The sequence below is a fragment of the Bacillus norwichensis genome (genome assembly GCF_014836955.1).
Taxonomy (GTDB): domain Bacteria; phylum Bacillota; class Bacilli; order Bacillales; family Bacillaceae_C; genus Siminovitchia; species Siminovitchia norwichensis.
This window is the reverse complement of the sequence record NZ_JACSPV010000014.1, coordinates 36823-56427: the sequence shown is the minus strand read 5'-3', so window position 1 is coordinate 56427 and position 19605 is coordinate 36823. Positions and strand designations below refer to the sequence as shown.

At 40.6% G+C, this 19605-nt stretch carries 21 protein-coding genes and 1 riboswitch; of the genes, 9 read left to right on the top strand and 12 right to left on the bottom strand.

The annotated features are described in order from the left end of the window. The first annotated feature begins 78 nt into the window (after positions 1–78). The 3 genes from H9631_RS10245 to H9631_RS10235 are packed head-to-tail and all read left to right on the top strand — an operon-like array spanning position 79 to position 2361. On the top strand, positions 79–201 hold the full coding sequence (locus tag H9631_RS10245) for a cytochrome C oxidase subunit II (RefSeq protein ID WP_191812447.1): 123 nt from the start codon (positions 79–81) through the stop codon (positions 199–201). Positions 202–223: 22 nt separating this feature from the next. Next, positions 224–712 carry a cytochrome c oxidase subunit II gene (locus tag H9631_RS10240; RefSeq protein WP_191812445.1) on the top strand — a complete coding sequence of 163 codons (489 nt, stop codon included), beginning with the start codon at positions 224–226 and terminating at the stop codon, positions 710–712. After that, a complete protein-coding gene (locus H9631_RS10235) occupies positions 709–2361 on the top strand; it encodes a b(o/a)3-type cytochrome-c oxidase subunit 1 (RefSeq protein WP_191812443.1) in 1653 nt (550 codons plus the stop codon). The genes H9631_RS10240 and H9631_RS10235 overlap by 4 nt, the downstream gene beginning before the upstream one ends. A 173-nt stretch (positions 2362–2534) precedes the next feature. Here H9631_RS10235 and hprK read toward each other — a convergent pair whose 3' ends face one another. Continuing rightward, a complete protein-coding gene (hprK, locus tag H9631_RS10230) occupies positions 2535–3449 on the bottom strand; it encodes an HPr(Ser) kinase/phosphatase (protein WP_191812441.1) in 915 nt (304 codons plus the stop codon). An 803-nt stretch (positions 3450–4252) separates the two neighbouring features. On the opposite strand from hprK, the gene H9631_RS10225 reads away from it, so the two are divergent. After that, on the top strand, positions 4253–4711 hold the full coding sequence (locus tag H9631_RS10225) for a DinB family protein (protein WP_191812439.1): 459 nt from the start codon (positions 4253–4255) through the stop codon (positions 4709–4711). Between the two features lie 129 nt (positions 4712–4840). On the opposite strand, the gene H9631_RS10220 is transcribed toward H9631_RS10225, so the two are convergent. Beyond that, positions 4841–6691: an SLC13 family permease gene (locus tag H9631_RS10220; RefSeq protein ID WP_191812436.1), complete on the bottom strand. Its 1851-nt coding sequence runs from the start codon at positions 6689–6691 to the stop codon at positions 4841–4843. A 158-nt stretch (positions 6692–6849) separates the two neighbouring features. Further along, positions 6850–7557: an MOSC domain-containing protein gene (locus H9631_RS10215; protein WP_191812434.1), complete on the bottom strand. Its 708-nt coding sequence runs from the start codon at positions 7555–7557 to the stop codon at positions 6850–6852. Positions 7558–7733: 176 nt separating this feature from the next. Between H9631_RS10215 and H9631_RS10210 the strand changes: the two genes are divergently transcribed. Both H9631_RS10210 and H9631_RS10205 read left to right on the top strand, forming a co-directional pair. Continuing rightward, positions 7734–7943 (top strand): hypothetical protein, encoded by a 210-nt coding sequence (locus tag H9631_RS10210; protein WP_191812432.1) that lies wholly within the window; start codon positions 7734–7736, stop codon positions 7941–7943. Positions 7944–8694: 751 nt separating this feature from the next. Next, on the top strand, positions 8695–8982 hold the full coding sequence (locus H9631_RS10205) for a hypothetical protein (protein WP_191812430.1): 288 nt from the start codon (positions 8695–8697) through the stop codon (positions 8980–8982). A 42-nt stretch (positions 8983–9024) separates the two neighbouring features. Here the strand turns inward: H9631_RS10205 and H9631_RS10200 are convergent, their stop codons facing one another. From H9631_RS10200 to H9631_RS10185, 5 genes are all read right to left on the bottom strand, one after another. After that, positions 9025–9507: a hypothetical protein gene (locus tag H9631_RS10200; RefSeq protein ID WP_191812428.1), complete on the bottom strand. Its 483-nt coding sequence runs from the start codon at positions 9505–9507 to the stop codon at positions 9025–9027. 18 nt (positions 9508–9525) lie between these two features. Next, the gene (locus H9631_RS22585) at positions 9526–9660 is read right to left on the bottom strand and encodes a hypothetical protein (protein ID WP_263600710.1); all 135 of its coding nucleotides are present in this window, start codon (positions 9658–9660) and stop codon (positions 9526–9528) included. A gap of 101 nt (positions 9661–9761) precedes the next feature. Further along, positions 9762–10361 (bottom strand): class I SAM-dependent methyltransferase, encoded by a 600-nt coding sequence (locus H9631_RS10195; RefSeq protein WP_191812426.1) that lies wholly within the window; start codon positions 10359–10361, stop codon positions 9762–9764. Position 10362: 1 nt separating this feature from the next. Continuing rightward, complete coding sequence (locus H9631_RS10190; RefSeq protein ID WP_191812424.1) at positions 10363–10980, bottom strand: class I SAM-dependent methyltransferase; 618 nt, start codon at positions 10978–10980, stop codon at positions 10363–10365. 93 nt (positions 10981–11073) lie between these two features. Next, the gene (locus H9631_RS10185; RefSeq protein ID WP_191812422.1) at positions 11074–13134 is read right to left on the bottom strand and encodes an ATP-binding protein; all 2061 of its coding nucleotides are present in this window, start codon (positions 13132–13134) and stop codon (positions 11074–11076) included. A gap of 231 nt (positions 13135–13365) precedes the next feature. On the opposite strand from H9631_RS10185, the gene H9631_RS10180 reads away from it, so the two are divergent. After that, the gene (locus H9631_RS10180; RefSeq protein WP_191812421.1) at positions 13366–14070 is read left to right on the top strand and encodes a response regulator transcription factor; all 705 of its coding nucleotides are present in this window, start codon (positions 13366–13368) and stop codon (positions 14068–14070) included. Positions 14071–14268: 198 nt separating this feature from the next. After that, positions 14269–14406, top strand: a complete 138-nt coding sequence (locus tag H9631_RS10175) for an anti-repressor SinI family protein (protein WP_404801731.1) — start codon at positions 14269–14271, stop codon at positions 14404–14406. Between the two features lie 119 nt (positions 14407–14525). On the opposite strand, the gene psiE is transcribed toward H9631_RS10175, so the two are convergent. Then, positions 14526–14987, bottom strand: coding sequence for a phosphate-starvation-inducible protein PsiE (psiE, locus tag H9631_RS10170; protein ID WP_191812417.1), 462 nt, complete (start codon positions 14985–14987; stop codon positions 14526–14528). Between the two features lie 330 nt (positions 14988–15317). On the opposite strand from psiE, the gene H9631_RS10165 reads away from it, so the two are divergent. Next, a complete protein-coding gene (locus tag H9631_RS10165) occupies positions 15318–15932 on the top strand; it encodes a superoxide dismutase (RefSeq protein WP_191812415.1) in 615 nt (204 codons plus the stop codon). A gap of 126 nt (positions 15933–16058) precedes the next feature. Here the strand turns inward: H9631_RS10165 and H9631_RS10160 are convergent, their stop codons facing one another. From H9631_RS10160 to H9631_RS10150, 3 genes are all read right to left on the bottom strand, one after another. Further along, positions 16059–17510: an alanine/glycine:cation symporter family protein gene (locus tag H9631_RS10160; protein ID WP_191812413.1), complete on the bottom strand. Its 1452-nt coding sequence runs from the start codon at positions 17508–17510 to the stop codon at positions 16059–16061. Positions 17511–17721: 211 nt separating this feature from the next. Then, positions 17722–19083 (bottom strand): PFL family protein, encoded by a 1362-nt coding sequence (locus tag H9631_RS10155; protein ID WP_191812411.1) that lies wholly within the window; start codon positions 19081–19083, stop codon positions 17722–17724. A 15-nt stretch (positions 19084–19098) separates the two neighbouring features. Beyond that, positions 19099–19374 carry an ACT domain-containing protein gene (locus H9631_RS10150; RefSeq protein ID WP_191812409.1) on the bottom strand — a complete coding sequence of 92 codons (276 nt, stop codon included), beginning with the start codon at positions 19372–19374 and terminating at the stop codon, positions 19099–19101. Between the two features lie 99 nt (positions 19375–19473). Next, positions 19474–19552: riboswitch (glycine riboswitch) on the bottom strand. Positions 19553–19605: the final 53 nt, after the last annotated feature.

Here is a 19605-nt window from a genome sequence, read left to right as displayed (position 1 = left end):
TGTGACTTTTATCACAGTGACAAAATATCAGTGGGAGTACGATTTAAGTAAATAATGAGCACATTGGAGGGTGTCAATATGGCTAAAAACAAACATAGTGCGGAGCCAAATCTGAAAGGAACGCTTGTCAGTGTTTTTGGCGTTGGAATTATAATTATCGTTATGTGGTTTGCGACATATTTCCTTTATGTTGCCAGATAAAAAGAGAAGAAGGTGAGTCTTTATGCATTTTCATAAGTATGAGAAAGTTTGGTTGATTTTCGGTATTTTATCACTTGCCGTGTTTTTAAGCATCGTCGGGTTCACCGCCTTTGCGGAGGGAAAGGATTCCGTTTTATGCCTGCCTGCAGGTGGTATGGACACGGTTGATCCGGAGAAAGTCACTGAACAGGCTCCTTTTAACAAACCTGGTGTACGACAGATTGATGAAGACAGGTATGAAGTCGTAGTGGTTGCTCAAGCGTTCGGCTATGATCCTCCAGATATAAAAGTTCCTGTAGGAAAAGAAATCATTTTTACCTTAACGAGTACAGATGTAGTACACAGCTTTACCATTGACAACACGAAAGTGAATATGATGGCCGTACCAGGAAGAATTACCTATAAAAGCTATATTTTTGATAAACCTGGAAAATACTTAGTTCTTTGCAATGAGTATTGCGGATCTGGCCATCATTATATGTCTACAGAGATTGAGGTGTATGAACCATGATTGCAGTAAAAGACAGAAAGCTTGCATTATGGAATATCGGGATTGCTTATATTGCTTTTATCATCGGAACCTTTTGTGGTTTGCTTCAAGTTTTCGTCAGAAATGACTCCTTGCAACTTCCCAAGTTCCTGGATTACTACCAAATCTTGACAGCACATGGCGTTTTATTAGCTCTTATTTTTACTGCTTTCTTTATCTTTGCCTTCCTGATTGCCGGCATGAGTAAAACACTGGGTGCCTTTGGTCCGAAAGTAAGTCTATTTGCTTGGATTGGCCTTTGGACTACAGCAATTGGAACTACAATGGCAACGGTAATGATCATTTCAGGAAAAGCATCAGTACTTTATACATTCTATGCTCCGCTGAAAGCAAGCGGCTGGTATTACTTAGGATTGGCCTTATTCATTATCGGTACTTGGTTTACCAGCTTTGCACTTCTTGGACATTTTTTCGCTTGGAAGAAAAAGAACAAAGGACAATTCAGCCCGCTGTTCGCTTATATGACTACGGCAACCCTGCTTCTGTGGATCATTGCATGTCTAGGTGTAGTTGCAACAGTTGTCTTCCAGTACCTTCCATGGGCATTTGGATTGACAGATACGATCAACGTTGAATTGAGCCGTTCTTTATTCTGGTATTTCGGCCATCCGCTCGTATACTTCTGGCTGCTGCCAGCCTATATGGCTTGGTATGTCGTTATGCCAAAAATTATTGGTACAAAAGTTTTCAGTGACTCACTTGCAAGATTTTCATTTATTTTGTTCATTTTATTCTCATTCCCTGTTGGCTTCCACCATCAGTTGACTGAGCCAGGGATCGACAGTTTCTGGAAGTTTCTACAGGTCGTATTGACATTTATGGTGGTTATTCCAACATTGATGACTGCCTTTTCTATGTTCGCTACATTTGAAATCTCCGGAAGAAATAAAGGCGGAAAAGGATTATTTGGTTGGTTAAGAAAGCTTCCTTGGAAAGATGTACGATTCTCTTCCCTCTTTATCGCCATGCTGTTCTTTATTCCCGGCGGTGCAGGCGGAATTATCAATGCCAGCTTCCAATTGAATGAGCTTGTGCACAACACACTTTGGGTTGTAGGACATTTCCATATTACAGTAGGAACGCCAGTTGCTATGACATTTATGAGTGTAACCTTCTGGCTGATCCCCTATTTAACAGGTAGGGAGTTTCCAAAGCATCTGCAAAAACTTGCCCATATTCAAATCGGTACTTGGGCAATAGGAATGTTGCTCATGTCTACTGCTCAACATTTACTGGGATTACTCGGGGCACCACGTAGAACAGCCTACGCTGGATACAACGGCAACGAATCTGCAGCCGAATGGTTCCAGGGAATTCTATCAAATCATGTCACAATGGCTGTTGGCGGAACAATATTATTCTTTTCTGCCATGCTATTAGTTTATATTGTTGCGAATTTGATGTTTGTAGCTCCAAAAGTACAAGATGAAAAAGATCTTGTTGAATTTCCAATCGCGGAAAGTGATACTTCCCATACTGCTAAGTTCTTGGAAAACTGGGGATTATGGGTCTGTATTGCATTGGCTCTCATAGTCATGGCCTATGCCTTGCCACTCTTCGACATGATCCAGAATTCACCACCAGGATCCAGAGGATTCATCACTTGGTAAGGAGTTGATTCCATATGTTCATGGTTATATCTTCCATGTTGATCGTCACAATGGTTACTATGGTGATTGTAGTAGAAATCAAAAATGCAACAGATTGATTTGGCTTTGGGGTCTGACCCCAATAAACAATAAAGAAAGGCGAGGCGGAGCAATGCTCCACCTCGCCTTTCTTATTAATGATCAATTCCCAACCGCTTTGAAAATTCCTCTGCCGCACTATAGCCTTCCCGTTGAAGATACCAGTTATTGGCGGCTGCTTCTATGAGACCTGCCACATCACGTCCTGGCTGGAGCTGAATCTCAATATGAGGAATTTTGACCCCCATATAATCCGTGAACTGGGATTCAAGCTCCAATTCATTGTTTAGAGAGTCCTCTTCCCATTTCGTCAATTCAATATCCAAGACGATTCTGGACTGGTCCTGGAACGCCTCTCTCCCGTACAATCGGACTACGTTGACCAGACCGATACTTCTTAATGCGAGCAGTTCCCTTGTACTATTATCGTGCGTTCCGAGGAGCGTCTGAGGACCGAGCTTTTTCAACGTAACAATGTCATCCGCTACAAGGCGATGCCCCCTGCGGATTAAAGTATGGGCAGTCTCGCTTTTTCCGATGCCTGATTTTCCACGAAGCAGGACCCCTATACCTGAAACATTCACACAAACACCATGGATAGCCATTTCAGGAGCCAACGTCTTCAACAAATAAGCATCCATTTTCCTGATAAATTCTGATGTTGGATCATCATCCGTACGGAGCAAAGGAATTCCTTCCTGGATGCAGTATTCCATCAAATAACGTAAGGGTTCCTGCTGCGCCGTGATGATGAAGCATGGGGGATGATAATTCACGATGTTCCCTATCCTCAGCTTCTGTTCCTCATCACTTAACCTTTTTAAAAAGGTCAGCTCTTTTACCCCGAGTACCTGAACGAGCTCGGTAGGGAAGAAGTCGAAATACCCGACAAACTCCAGGCCCGGTCGATGTGCTCGGTTCGTTGTAATTTTTCGGTCCAGGTGCTCCTCCCCTGCCAAAACCTCCAACGAAAATCTATTGATCAAGTCTTTTACTGTTATCGTTTTCACGTCGATGCACTCTCCATATCTGAATACCTTATGATTCAGGATTATACTTGAAAAAAGAGGAAACGTCATCCTAATTTTTCCCTATTTAAAGCGCTTACATGCTTTTGTCGAAAAATCTCTAAATAATTGTCATATCTATCCTCCGGTGAATCCACATCCAATCAGAAAAAGCAGGCTGGAAGAAACCCTCAAATATGATAGTATTCCTTGCCTAAATCGATGCTGAATCCACAACACCACTGGCAACGTATTGCTTTTTAAGCTCTTTTCATTCAGGTGTGTTCATATATACGATCAACTTACTCTAAGGTTTCAGATTCATTCATGCGTTTAAACAAAGTAATGTCATCCTCCATCCCTTCCACATTTCCGGTACCGCTGCAGCCTAACCATCTGTCCACAGAAGCCTTTGTCGATTTTTACCGGATTTTTTACATTCTTTGGGAACAAACGAAAAATATGCGGAAACCTTTCTCACAGAAATTTTAATAAACTAGGTCCCTAGACTTATCCTTCACTAAGTTATATCGGTAGACTTAGCCTTTCAAAGAAAGACACTGTGCCAAAGCACCCATCCAATTGCTTCCCTCCTACTGCTTCATATAGTCTTAGAGAGCTTTTAAGCGACAGCTAATGCCTATACAAGACTTGGCTCGCTAGAACAACAGTACAGAGCTCTCCACGTTAATGATTATATTTAGCATCGGCAACCTCTATGATTGATAAAAAGATCGAATAATTGGAAGTCCCTGTACTACTCGAATATAATGGTGTAGAACAAGGATAAAGGGTGTTGAATAGAGATGGAAACATTAAACATGTTCGCATATTCTCGCGCCGCTTTATTGATTGCGTTGAGGAATACAAAGGACAACACTTGGGATGAACGAATTGATGGCTTTCCAAACACGATCCGGTGGAATGTTGGACACGTATATGTTACGGCTGAAGAATACCTAAACAAAGCCGATCATCATTATGACATCATTCATCCTGAATGGTTCGACTTTTTTCTTGATGGGACAAGCCCATTTAAATGGGAACAAGAGCCTCCAACAATTGAGGAAATCTTAGAAGCTTTGACAAAGCAGAAAGGGCGCATCATTGAGTTTTTCAATGGAAAATTGGATATTGCAGCATCTGAAACAGTTGACATCCGCTATCTAAAACTGGATACGGCTGATGCGGCCCTGCAATTCGTCACTTGGCATGACGGTATTCATCTAGGAATCATCAAATCTATGCAATATGTCATGAACTGAGAACAACCTCCCCTTTATCGTGGGGAGGTTCTTTTGGCTGCTTATATTAAGATTTTTTAAGGGGTCTGGCCCCCACTGCATTAACGCGTTAACGCAGTGGGGGCCAGACCCCTTTTTTGTTCCTTTCCCTTACAACGGGAAGAAAAACGGAATCGCAAACATCATCACAACAAAAACCACCGCCATTAATGGCACTCCGATTTTGACGAAGTCAGAGACCTTATAGCCCCCCGCTGTCATTACCATGGCGTTTGTAGGTGATGCAACAGGTGTTGCAAAAGCCATGTTGGATGCAACGGCGACGCCAATTAAAAACGTGTAGGGATTGGCATCGATGGTCAGTGCCGCGTTCATCGCAATAGGCGCAAACAGAACGGCCGTCGCCGTATTACTAATAAATTGCCCGAACGTCATAGCCAGCAGATAAATGCCGGCGAATACACCCAAGCTTCCTAAACCGCCAAGCGCCTTGATGATTCCTTCCGACAGAATCATGATACCTCCTGTCTTTTCCAAAGCTGTAGCGATTGGAAGCATGGCGGCAACAAGTACAATAGTCTCGAAGTTGACCTGGCCATATGCATCATCCATATTCCGGAGACAGCCAGTCAAAATCATTAATACCGCTCCGATTAACACCGAAATCACTGTAGGGAAAATATCAAAGACCATTAGAAAAACCATCAATAAAACTATTCCCGCCGCAATCGGCGCCTTGCCGCTTGCAGCAGCCGCACTGGCATGCTCTTGCGGCTGCCCCACAACGACTACGTCGTTCGTTTCTCGCGCCAGTAGTTCTATTGAAGACCAAGACCCTTGAACAAGCAACGCATCCCCGAACCGAAGCTTCTGTTTTGACGGCTCTTTCAAAACATATTGTCCCTGGCGGTTGATGCCAAGGATATTCAGATTATACTTTTCCCTAAACCCGATGCTTTTTGCTGTCTGATTAATTAATGTTGAATGCGGGGTCAGTAAGACTTCCGCGATTCCGAGCTGTTTTGACACCAGCTCATCGGCCTCGGACTCCTCTTCTTCAAACATTAAACCGAAGTCCTCCACCATTCTTTCCACGTTTTCCAACGTTCCCTGCAAATAAAGAATATCCTTCGGCTGGATGACACTACTCGGACCGGCCATTTCATGGTAGGTCATTGGCAATAAATTCAGACCCTCTGCCGATTTTCTCACGATTTTTAAAATATATACTTGATAGCTAGCCGGCGTTCCCAATTCCGTCAGCTTCTTGTCGACCATTTCCGAGTCTTCCGGTACCCTTACTCGGAACAGTTTTCCTCCGAGCTGATAGTCATCCGCAAGCTGTTCCGGGGATAACTGATACTCGTCTTCCGAATTCCCTCTGTTCTTCCCCTTCGGAAGCAACTTATTGCGAACCAAATATAAATAAATAATGCCTGTAATGACACCAACAAGCCCCACTGGTGTAATGTCAAAGAAGCTTAGCTTTTCAAATCCGTTTTCAGCAAGCGTCTCGCTGGCAATCAGGTTGGCAGGCGACGCAATGAGCGTCAACAGTCCGGAAAAGCTTGCCACATACGACAGCGGAATTAAAAATTTAGATGGTGTACTTTTTATGCTAATAGCAATACTCACGACAATTGGCAGCATGATGGCAACCGTACCTGTATTACTCATAAATGTTCCGATAAACGCTACAATAATCAGCAGAATAACGAACAGTTTATTCTCATTATCTCCTGCAGAACGAAGCACGAAGTTACTGGCCATTTGTGCAAGCCCTGTTCGTAAAATTCCCGCCCCAATAATAAATAATCCGGCAACCATGATAACAACCGAGTTTGAAAAACCAACAAGGGCTTCTGTCGGACTTAATATTCCCGTCAGAACAAATGCCAACAAGGCCATGACCGCCACTAAATCTGCTCGTATCCGGTTGGACATGAATAAAATGATTGTGATAGCCAAAATAATGAATGTCAAAATAAGGTCCAAAGTCATCTGAATCCTTTCTTAGAAGCTTATTGTCAATTGTATAGCAAAATGTCACAAAGTCCCCGGAAATTTGTGATAAATTCGTGTAATCAACCGCAGGCTAGACTCAAGCCATTTGGGTAACAAATTGACGCAGGATGTAACACCCTTCAATTTACAATTTCTTATTCGTTCGGCCCAATCACTCTTCTTCTAACATCCGGGGCCTCCCCTTTTTCAATCCGCTTCGCCAAAGTGGTTCTCCAATTCAGCGAGAGAGCTTCACATTGAGACAGTAATCTTGCCTCTTCTACATTATCTTTTTCCACATGCATGATTCTATTACATTTTTCAATCGTCCACTGAGGATATGGTTGCTCGACCAGTACCAGCTCCTGACCAGCTTTAATGCTCCCCTCTTTCAATACACGGTAATACCAGCCAGTTCGTCCTGAATTTTGCAATAGTAATGCCAGATTCTTAACTTTGAACCGACGAGCAGGTTTCCAACATGGTTGCCTCGGCTGTGATACCTGAATTACAGCATCGCCAATTCCGTAAATATCTCCGATTGAAACTGAGCTTTCAAGCTGATTTATCAAAGAAAAGTTTTCTCCCATCCCACCAGGAAAAATCTTTGTATCCGGAAGCTCTTTTCTCCAATATAAATAGTGTTCTGAAGGGTAAGCAAATACAGCCTTTTCAGGTCCTCCGTGATGCTTTAAATCTGCCTGTCCATCTCCGTCCAAATTTGTTTTCGCTAGCCACGTGGGACCTTCGACAGGCTCTTTAAAGATTCCACTCTTCCATTCACGATCCATTGGAAGAGCAGCACCCCTTTCTCCGACAGTCTTCGGCTGTCCGACATAAATTCTTTCCAGCAATATACCCATTTTAGTATCCCCACCTATAGTTATATTTTAGCTTTCTTTTGACATCATTGCCAAAAAAAGAGCAAAGCACCTTATTAGTAGTAGGTAGGATAAAACCAAAAGGGATAGTGAAGCAAAAAAAGAACACGTATAGTACAATAACAAGGAATCTGAAAATAAAAAGGGATGGGGACTCAATGGGGCTGAAAAAATTAACTATTCCACAACGATTACTCATTATAGTTGCATTATTTATCATAGTCGAATCGTTCTTAATTTCTTCTAAAATTTATTTTAATAGCATGGAAATTAGGGCTCTTTCTGAAGGCTGCCTTGATTTAGAAGGTAAAATAGCCGTAGAGAAGACATTTTTTAACTTAGATTACTCTTTTTCTTGTGAAAAATAATTAAAAGCCTCGCTTTGTAAAAAGTGTTTTTTTTCAAACTCGATTGCTATGCACCTGGCAGGAAAGTTTTGATCCATGGGAGTCTTTTTCCTATAACAAAACTTAAAAATCCAAATATAAAATAAAAAAAGCTTGTAGAGAAAAGTACATGCCTTCCCTACAAGTTGGCCACTCTTTATAGTGGCTTAAGTGTTTACACCAGCTATTACTTATCAGCATATTTTGATATAAATTTGTCAACTTCACTTTTTTTATCCCCGTTTAAAAGATGCGAATAGCCTTGTACGATCCATCGCTTTAGAAGGCTCGTCCCACTCTGTATGAGATTGGGTATCCGAATCAGATGAATTAAAAAACTATACTATTTTTTGTTAACTTTTTATTTATAGTTGCCTCTAAAAGAGGCCTCTGCTGAAAGTACATATAATATAAAATTGTATAGTTAAAAATGGTGGTGAGACAATTGAGATTAAAAACCTCTACTTTTAGAGATAAAGTATGTTTGATCTTACTGATAGTTTCAGCATTATATATAATAATAAGATTAACAATGGTTATCCTAACTCAAGCATTTGAGCTTGTAATCTACTCAAGAACTTTCGGAATAAACTTATGGAATTTAGCTTGGACCACTGACATAATAGTTGCATTTTTTTGCCACATAGCTTCGTTTCTTTATTTTCGTAGAAAGGCGTTTTCCTTTCTTATTTTTGTAATATTGCTATGTTCTATTATAATCTGGTGGCCGGCGATGATCTTTTCAAAGGAAATCGTTGCAATTAACAACCCTTCATTGAAAGATAACTATGCAATCTCTCAAAATTTAACGGACAGCGCTTCCCCTGAAAAATTTGTCATTAGCGTTAGAGTATACAAAGAGGTTTATCCTCTACTCTATAAATATCATGGAATGGAAATGGAATTGGTTTCCCGGAAAGAGGATGCAGAAACAATCTCTCTTTTCAACAAAAAGATGTATACCATCAGCGAGGATGGGAAAACCCTCTCTTATGGGAAACTAATCGTACCTTTAGAGTAAGAATGAATGCCTCTATTTTATACAACTACAAAATAGTGGAGTTTATTCATTTAAAACATCGGTATATAACTTATCTGCCCAAGCTTTAGCCAAAGCCCTTCCTTCTTCATCTGTATAATGCGGTACTGGCAAATTTGGGTTCCTTAACATAGCCCTTGCGATTGCAATATCTGCATTTGCTACTGAATTCAAATATACAATAGCATCGTCTTCCGCTATCGCTTTGCCTGATTTGAATTTCGTTTCAAAAAAGTCCGCAATTCTTGTCATGACTCCATTTCCTCTAAAGTATTCTACAAACGCATCATAGATACTCAGAGTGATATCTCCATCAAGCTGCTTTCCGATATTTAAAGCATCAATATCGGAAAGGTAATCATCATAGGAGAAGTGGGAGCCTATGTCCCGCGCTCCAATTACCTTTAAGCCTGCATAAGTTACATCGTAAGACTCGTTTTCTTGGATCTCATAGACTTCAATCATCGAGCCTGCCCATCCCGCAAAATCCCTAATGTGCTCACCCACAAGATGCGCATCCAGGGATTATAGTAGCAGACACGGTTCTATTCCGATCACTTCTCTAGTAAGTGGATCAACCAAGTTTTTAAACTCAGTTACACCTTTATAGTTTGCAGTAACAAATTTGACAGAATCTTGGTCTATTGGTCCAGATATCATTCTCTAAATACCTTCATCATAATCACGTTTCTATAATTTAAGCTTGTAGGATTAACCATTTGCTTTTTGATAACTATTCTTTAGTAGGTAATAACATGCACTCAGTTCTTTTTTAACACCAATTGAATGACATGTGCTTTGCCTGTATGGAGTATTCCTTCCTCTCTGATTTGTTCTCCATAAAAAAAGTGTATAATGCGGTGGCCGCGGTACCATTCAAGCATATCTTGAGGATCATACAGCATCTCCACATCACGAGGGCCGCCTGTCTCATATTCAATCTGCTCTTTTGAGTACACTTCTAACATAATGATGCCGCCAGGCTTGACCACAGTCAGTAGTTTTTCAAAGACATTCTTTTGATCTCGTCTATAAAAATGGCCAAATACCATGACTGCCGCATCAAATTGGGAAGCTTCAGGCTCGTATTCTAAGAGGTTCGCCCTCTGGGTCTCCACTTTCACCTGATTTTTTTCAGCAAGCTGCCGCGTTTTCTGAAGACCGCTCTCCGCATAATCCAGAGCCGTCACTTTATGCCCTTCTTGGGCTAAAAAAACAGCATTCCGCCCTTCTCCTTCAGCAAAACAAACTATCGCCGAGCAATCCTTCAGGCGGCCCGCTTCGCTTTTGATAAAAGAGTTTGGTTCCTCACCATAAATATATTCTTCCGTATCAAATCGTTCATGCCACTTATTCCCCATTTTAAGATCCTCCTTTATCCATTCGATAAATCAAAATGCGTTCATGGTCATTACGTTCATAAAAATAATTCAGCCTGATTTCCTCAATAAGCTTAAACTGAGTGTGATTCAGCAAATAATATACATATTCGTTGGAAGGATAGTACAAAATCAGGTCAATTGTGCGAGGATGTTTTTCAACGGATTCCAAAATATGCTGTACGATCGTCATAAAAATCTGTGCAGAAAATGGATTAAAAAAGAAAAATACGTTGTCTCTCGGTTGTATATCATATTCCTGTGCCAGTATACATTGAAATTCAACGCTTCCTCTTTTACGCTTTGCCTTTTTGCTATAACTTGCTTTATTCTTAAGCGCATCCTCATACAAAGCAGGATTCATCTCGATTCCAACGGCAGAGGCTTGGAAATGATAATGAACATAAAAGGGGACCCTTCCCTTTCCACAACCCATATCCACAAGGCAGGCATCCGATGTCAGCCTGTACCGCGAAAACAGTTGATCCAATGCCGCGTAAGGGGTTGGTTCATAAGGGTTATAATGTGGTTCGGCTGGAAATATCCGCTGTTCCTCAGTGGTCTTTATAGATAGAAGTTTATCTTGCTTATAATCAATCATCAAACAACTCCCGAAAACATTTTATTCTTAAATCTTACTATATTCAAAGACGAAAAAATAATTAAAGGTCCCATTCAAAAACTCCCGAACTCCTTATTTTCCATGTGTCTTTGTAACAGCGGAAACAATTGGAAGCTTAAAATAAAAGCAGCTTCCCTCCCCTTCTTTGCTTGTAGCACCTATCGTTCCCCCATGATAATCAATAATTTCCTTTGCGATCGCCAAACCTAATCCAGATCCGTTATCTATATCATCATGGCGCCTGCTTCGAAAGAAGCGTTCAAATACAAGATTGATTTCTTTTTCATTTATACCTGCTCCATTATCCTCGACTTTGATCACGAGCTGTTGACCTTCCTCTTCCGTAACCCCTAATTTGATAACTCCGCCATGCTCAACGAATCTTTGAGCATTTTTCAGGAAATTGACAAGAACTTGTTCAATCCTGTGTTTATCTATCAACACAAACAGATCATCATCTTCGGAAATGAATTCTTCATATAGAAATAAAACCCCCTGTTTTTCTATATCGATCTTCTGTTTATCATAAATTTTTCTCAAATACTCGCGTATGTTGACTTTCTTCCTGTTAAAAACAATCTCTCTATTCTCTATTTCCGTCATGTCCTGCAAATCATTCAGCATTCGGGAAAGGTACAAGCTTTGTTCATGAACAAGCTGGATGAACTTCCTATCGGGGTTAATAACGCCATCCAATATTCCTTTCGTATAAGCCCGTATAGTTGTCAAAGGAGTTGCAATTTCATGGTAAATATTTCGTATCCATTTGCTTCTTGATTGGTGGGCTTCGTTTAATTTTTGATTGGCCGTTTGAAGCTCCCTATTCATTTGCTGAAGCTCCATCGTCCGATCCTGTACTTGCTGTTCCAGCGATGCGTTCAATTTCACCAAATCACGTGATAGCTTTTCAGTGTGCTTAAAGGATTTTGAATACTGACGAGAAATAATAATAGCCTGTGTGAATAAAAAGAAAAACAGCCCGACAGATGCCAGCTCAGTCGTTTTGATTAAATGATTATAAAACAGGACATCGTTTATAATCGCCAGAAAGAATAATAGATTGGCCATAGCATTCAATAAGGCACTTTCTCGTTTTTTTATAAGCGCCCTCATATCGACATAGATTAAATAGATCAATATAACCACGATAAATAGTTGAAGAAGCTTCATTGTATTTGTAAACACAATGGGCGGCGTCAAGATAACGAAAAGACCGTAAAACGCCAGCGTAGCAACAATAATATTTCTTATCCTCCGACTCATATCTTTAGGGAACTGCGTATATGTATACAAGACAAAAAATAGTATAGCTAGGGCTGCTCCCAGATATTCGAGCTTTTTGCCCCATTCCCAGCTTAAAAATGGCAGCATATAGTGGGCTAGAATCCCATCCAAACGCACCGCTCTCATTGACACGAACAAACAAACCAGGCCGAAAAAAATCAGCGGCAGTTCACTTCTTCTCAAAACAAATAAAGCCACATGATACAGTCCCATCACCACCAAACACATCACAATCAGCGACCGAAACAAAAGTTTCTTTTCCCGATATTGGGCAATGGCCTCGGGCTCTCCGATTAAAATAGAGTCAACAACCCCCGCTTTCCATTGATAATAGTTAGATACTTGCATCACAAGTTCAACTTTCTGGTCATCTACCTGAAATTGAACCGTTTTGGGGATGTTTTGTGGCTTCATTGAATTTCTGCTTTTCCCAACCTTTCCATTTCCAACCTTAGGTTCCCCGTCAATCCACAGTTTAAAAGCTGAAGAAATTTCTGGTACATAAAGGGCTTTGACTGTTCCCACCTCATTTTGCGGAAATACTATTTGCAGGCGGTAGGTCGCATATCCCTGTTGGGGCAGCCGTTCTCCATCCAACTCATAGCTGCTCCATGGATTAGGCACCTTCATTACATCGGGCGCTGGTTGACCCCCACTTTTAAAGTCATCAGGTGAAAGCAGGTTATGCCAGTAGAATTCCCACTCCCCATTCAATTTTTCCGTTTCGGCCTTTGAAAAGTGGTTCATGATATATGCTCCATACTCTGCATCATTTCTATCCTCTTTCGCTGAACAAGCTACCAAAAAGAAAGTTATAGCGAAAAAAAGGGTTGTTTGTTTTATTTTCATCACGAACTCCCTATCATATCCAAACTTTAGTCCCAATTTTACCCGAGGAACTCCCGCTTTTTTCAGAAATCGTTCGACAATATTTGTAAAGTTATGAATAGAGGGAACTAAATTGATATAATAATTAAACACTAATTTAATTGTTTTTTTGTAACCCTTCCCCAAAACTCTTTCATGCTTTTATCTCATAGAGAAGGGTTCTCTCGTAGCTGAATCAGGAAGGGGATTGCCATGAATACAATTAAAATATTAATTGTTGAAGACGAGCACTCCATTATCACTATTCTCCGTCTTTATCTAGAGAAGGAAGGGTTTATCGTCCTTTCATCAGCAAGCGCATCTGAGGGGATGCGTTTAATTGATGAAGCGGCGCCTGACATTCTCTTGCTAGATATTCACCTTCCGGACCAAAATGGCTTTGATGTTGCCCGGAAGTTCAGAGAAAAGTCCGATGGCATTCTCATCTTTATTACTGGAGAAAAGTCAAAAAGTATCGTACTTGAGGGTTTCGAGATCGGTTGTGACGACTTTATTATTAAACCATTCGACCCTGTTGAGTTGATTGCCAGAGTTAAAGCAAATATTAGAAGAACCGGTTTGGCAGCTTCCGAAGTTTTAAGGTTGGGAGATTTAACAATCAACCTTATGAATAAGACTGTTTATAAAAATAACCAGAAAGTCGACCTGTTTACCAAAGAAAAGATGCTTCTCTTCCACCTGGCCCAAAATCCAAACCAAGTATTCAGTGCAGAACAGCTTTATGATCGTATATGGGGAATGGATTCAAATGCAGATTTGAAAACAGTCCAGGTCAATTTAAGCACCTTGAGAAAAAAGATTGAGGATAACCCTAAAAAGCCAAAATACATTCAGACAGAGAGAGGATTCGGTTATAAACTCTCCGTAGGAAATCATCAAATAAAGCATTACCTCTAAAATTTTCCCAATAAAAAAATCTCAATTTCCCCGAATTAAGGCCGTCTAGCTCTTATTAAAACCTTAGACGGTCTTTTATTTTTTAAAAAACAAATTAATTTTCCCAACATTTTATTTTTTTAACTTGATTTTAACCTTTGTACGGTAAAATGTTTTTAATTGCTACAGATACATAAGGAGGGGGCCCTTATTTTGAAAGTGGCATTAGATCAAGAGTGGGTGGAGTTGATTACACTAGCTAGGCAGATGGGATTGACATTAGAAGAAATCAGGGAGTTTTTCATCTCCCAGCAGAAGACTCCTGCTTCAAGGAATGTGAAGGGTGTAGCTCAATGAATAAGTGGGAGTGGCTCAATCAAAGGGCAGATAAGGAAAGAAACACGGGTTAATTGATTAGGATCGATCTAATCAATTAACCCGTGTTTTTTATCTATCTATAATCGACACTATGATAATCATGTTCCCGGAGATCCATCGTTTTTCTTTTTAAAAAACCACTTGCTGTCAGGCCTCTCACGTGGAGTAATATTCATAATGAAATAACCGATGATCAGAATAAGAATGACGAGCGAATAAAGCAAAGTATTGATGGGATGGTCGTGATCGACGATGATCAATCTGATCATCGCTGTGATACCGATGTAAAGAAAGTATCTCAGGGGAAAATGATAATCCTCTTTAAAATACTTGACGATCATGGTGATGAACTCAAAGTAAAGAAAGAAAAGAAGGATATTTGCCAAGAAAAGCTTATAATCATTGTTTTCTTTTTCTAGCAGAATTTGGCCGAAAATGAACAGCTCTTGAACAAGTAGCGCGGATAAGATAATTGCTAGGAAAATGAGTGAAATATTGAGCACGGCCTGTAGTACTTTCGGAATCAACTGTTCCAAAGTTAAATTCTTTAGTTTATTCATCTGCGCCTCCTCTGACTTTTCTACTTTTATTTTAAACGATACCTCCTTTGAGATTGATTTAAAAAATGATCGATTGTATGACAAATTAAGATCGCTTAAAGCCGGGATAGGCTCTGGCCCCTTCATGTGAAAGTGCTCTTAAAATCAAGAACTTCGTGCTTTTTAACAGTACGGCTCACTTTTTAAATACGCCAGCCCTATTTAAACGTCATACTAAATTCCTATTTTTTCACAAGCCAATTGACTTTTGAATATAGATATTGTAAATTTTGCATAAGGTAAACTTTTTTTACCTAAGTAAACTTAATTGAGAAAGAAGGAGATAACGGAATGTCTTCATTTGTTTTGCCTGCGCTAAGCTATGATTATGATGAACTGGAGCCATATATTGACGCACGTACACTGGAGATTCACCATGATAAACATCATGCTACATACGTCAAGAATTTAAATAATGTATTAGCGGGGCACGATGATTTAAAAAGTAAATCTGTTGAATACTTACTCAGTAATTTGAACTCTTTGCCCGAAGAAGTGCAAACAGGTGTAAGAAATAACGGTGGAGGGCATTATTGCCATAGCTTATTTTGGGAAGTGATGAGTCCTAAAGGAGGTGATGAACCAAAGGGAGATATAGCCAAAGCCATCGACCTTTACTTTAAAACTTTTGATGACTTTAAAGATAAGCTGTCCAAAGCAGCCGTTTCCCGGTTTGGTAGTGGATACGGCTGGCTAGTACTTAATGGGAATGAATTAGAAGTCATAAGTACAGCAAATCAGGACACACCATTAATGGCCGGGAAAAAACCGCTGCTTGTCATTGATGTCTGGGAGCATGCTTATTATTTAAAGTATCAGAACAGGCGACCGGAATTCGTCACGAATTGGTGGAACACTGTGAATTGGGATAAAGTGAATGAATTGTATTTAGAAGCGTTGAAGTAAGTTAATAGTTGAAGTCATTCGTATGCCATTTAGCTCCCGGACTGGTAACCCGGGAGCTTTTTTTTATAAAATCCTCCCCTGAACATAGAAAGTGGCCGGTTTGCCCTAAAAAATGCATTTTACAAATTAGCTAACATCACGTTTATCAAAATCCTCGCTTTCCCAAAAGTCCGCATTTTTAATTCCTATTTTTTCCGGGTCAAAAACAGGATCCTTTCCTTCTTTACGTTGCTGTTCATAATCTTTTAAAGCGAGCATAGCCGGTTTATAAAGAATCAGGATGGCTATTAAGTTTAGCCAAACCATCATTCCAAGACCAATATCTCCGAGATCCCACGCAACCTTTGCTGTTTTTACACTTCCATAAAAAGAGGCAGCTAATAGAACAATCTTAACAACAAACATAGCTAACCGTCCGTCTCTTTCCCGGGTGAGATAAGCTATATTTGTTTCGGCAATGTAGTAATAGGCCATGATTGTTGTAAATGCAAAGAAGAAGAGAGCAATTGCAACAAAACCTGCACCAAAGCCGGGCAAGACGGTTTCAACAGCAGCTTGAGTATAAATAGGGCCTGGCTCGACATCGCCCAATCGCTTCACGATGAATGTATTATCCGGCCGAACTGTATTGTACATCCCTGTGATAATAATCATGAAAGCAGTCGCAGAACAGACGATAAGTGTATCAATATAAACAGAAAAGGCTTGAACTAGCCCTTGTTTTGCTGGATGAGATACTTCTGCTGCCCCTGCAGCATGTGCTCCTGATCCTTGGCCTGCTTCGTTCGAATAGATTCCGCGTTTCACTCCCCAAGAGATTGCCATTCCAATAATTCCTCCGAAGGCAGCATCAAAGCCGAAAGCACTTTTAAAAATCAATACAAAGATTGCTGGTAATTCCGTTATGTTAAAAGCAATGACAATTAAAGAAACAAGGACATATCCGACTGCCATGAAAGGAACAATTAATTGTGCAGCATGTGCAATGCGTTTAATACCACCAAAAATGATAAATCCCAATAATAATACGATGATGATACCTGTAATCAATTTACTTAAACCAAATGCATTATCAAGTCCCATCGCAATTGAATTCGCCTGGACACCCGGCATGAGCAGCGACATGGCTATTGCTGAAGCCACCGCAAAAATTATCGCGTACCACTTCTTCCCCATCCCTTTTTCAATATAATAAGCTGGTCCACCGCGGTATTGACCATCCTGCTTCACTTTATATATTTGCGCTAACGTTGATTCAACATAGGCCGTGCTTGCACCAAGGAATGCAATAGCCCACATCCAAAAAATAGCGCCAGGGCCGCCAAAGGCAATTGCAGTTGCCGTACCGGCTATATTACCAGTTCCGACACGACCGGAAAGTGCAACAGACATTGCCTGAAAAGATGAAATTCCTGCGTCCGAGCTTTTTCCTGAGAAGAGCTGAATTACCATATCTTTAATCAGCCGAAGTTGCAAGAACCGAGTCATAATTGAAAAAAGAACCCCTATTCCTAGTGACAAATAAATGATTGGAGAACTCCATAACACACCATTAAGCCATTCAACAAACAGTGCCATTCCTTCCCCCTCCTCGGATTTTGTTATTTTAAAATAATGTAAGCGTTTACCAAATTATACAACCAACATCCCTGAATCTCAATACAATTATTTAAAAATTAAAAAAATACGGAGTTTAATTTAGCTAACTTTTATAAAAAAATCGGAACTGCCGGCTTTAACCAGCAATCCCGATGAGGATATTTCATATAAGCTTTGAAAAGTTTTCATTTTAATTAATTAATGACTGCAATGGTGCAGGAATACGTCCACCTCTGCGAATGAACTTTTCCGAACTAAAATTGTTGACTCCCAATACAGGTGCCCGCCCTAGCAGTCCGCCGAATTCTACCATGTCCCCCTCTTCTTTGCCCGGAACGGGGATAACACGAACGGCTGTCGTCTTTTTGTTAATCATGCCAATAGCCGCTTCATCAGCTATAATGGCAGCTAAGGTTTCCGGGGAAGCATCTCCGGATAATGCAATCATATCTAAACCAACAGAACAGACGCACGTCATGGCTTCAAGCTTGGATAAGGTTAGTGCATTATCCATGATCCCGCGGATCATCCCTTCATCCTCACTAACAGGAATGAAAGCACCGCTCAAACCGCCAACATAAGAGCTCGCCATTGCGCCTCCTTTTTTAACTGCATCATTCATCAAAGCAAGCGCTGCAATCGTTCCGTGGGTTCCAACTCGCTCCAATCCAATTTCTTCAAGGATTTCCGCCACACTGTCGTTTAGTGCATTTGTTGGTGCGAGTGATAAATCCATGATTCCGAAAGGCACGTCCAAACGATCTGCCACTACCCTTCCAATTAATTCGCCGGCACGTGTTATCTTGAAGACGGTTTTTTTGATGACATCCGCCACCTGACCAAGATCCGCATCAGGATGACGCCTTAAAGCATTCAGAACAACCCCAGGTCCGCTGACCCCAACATTTAAGACAACCTCCCCTTCGCCTGTACCATGGAAGGCACCCGCCATAAAAGGGTTATCCTCAACCGGGTTGCTAAATACAACTAGCTTCGCGCAGGCTAGTCCGTTTTGATCTTTTGTCCTATCTGCTGCTTCCTTAATGATGTTCCCCATTAAACCTACAGCATCCATATTGATACCTGTCCTCGTTGTAGCAACAGAAACCGACGAACAGACCCGCTCAGTCACGCTTAGTGCCTCCGGAAGCGCATCAAGCAGCGTTTGATCTCCTTTGGTGATTCCTTTATGTACAAGAGCCGAATATCCACCAATAAAATCAACGCCGAGGGTCTTGGCTGCTTTATCAAGCGTTTTGGCCAGCTCAATCGCCTGCTCTTTTGTAGCATTTCCTAAAATTTCCGCAATAGGTGTCACAGAAATTCGTTTGTTGACAATCGGAATCCCATATTCTTTTTCCACTTCTTCAGCAACACTTTTTAGGCGGCCGGCATAGCCTGTAATCTTGTCATAAACCTGTTTATTCATTTTTTCAAAATCAGAATCTGCACAATCTAACAAACTGATCCCCATTGTGACTGTACGTATATCCAGATTTTCCATCTGAACCATTCTAATTGTTTCCATCATTTCAGTCAAAGCTATATTCATGATCAAACCCCCTTCTTAAATCCGGTGCATGGATTGAAATATTTCTTCTTGCTGAATATTGATCTTCTGTCCAATCCTATCTCCAAGCTCATCAAATTGCTTCTGCAAAGAGTGCAGGTTTTCTATTTCAGATACATCAACTACCATCATCATCGTAAAAAAGTCCTGCAAAATCGTCTGGCTTATATCGAGGACATTCACCTGATTGTCAGCAAGTATTTTCGTAACACTCGCAATAATACCAACCTGATCTTTTCCCACTACGCTTACTACCGCACGTCTCTTCTCCATTTGCACGTCACCTCAAAAATATTTTTTATAAAACAAAAAAAAGATTGGAGCTGCTCCAATCTCAAAGATAGTAGAATAACATACAAAAAAACGTTCGTAGGTTACTCTTCTGTCCTTTTGCCTGAGATTGTGAATCCTTCGGCGCCGCGCTTTGCACGGTCTCTCCAGAAGCTGCTCTTGTTATAGTGTTACCCATAACCCTCATCGCTTATTTTTTTAGATGTTAAGTTA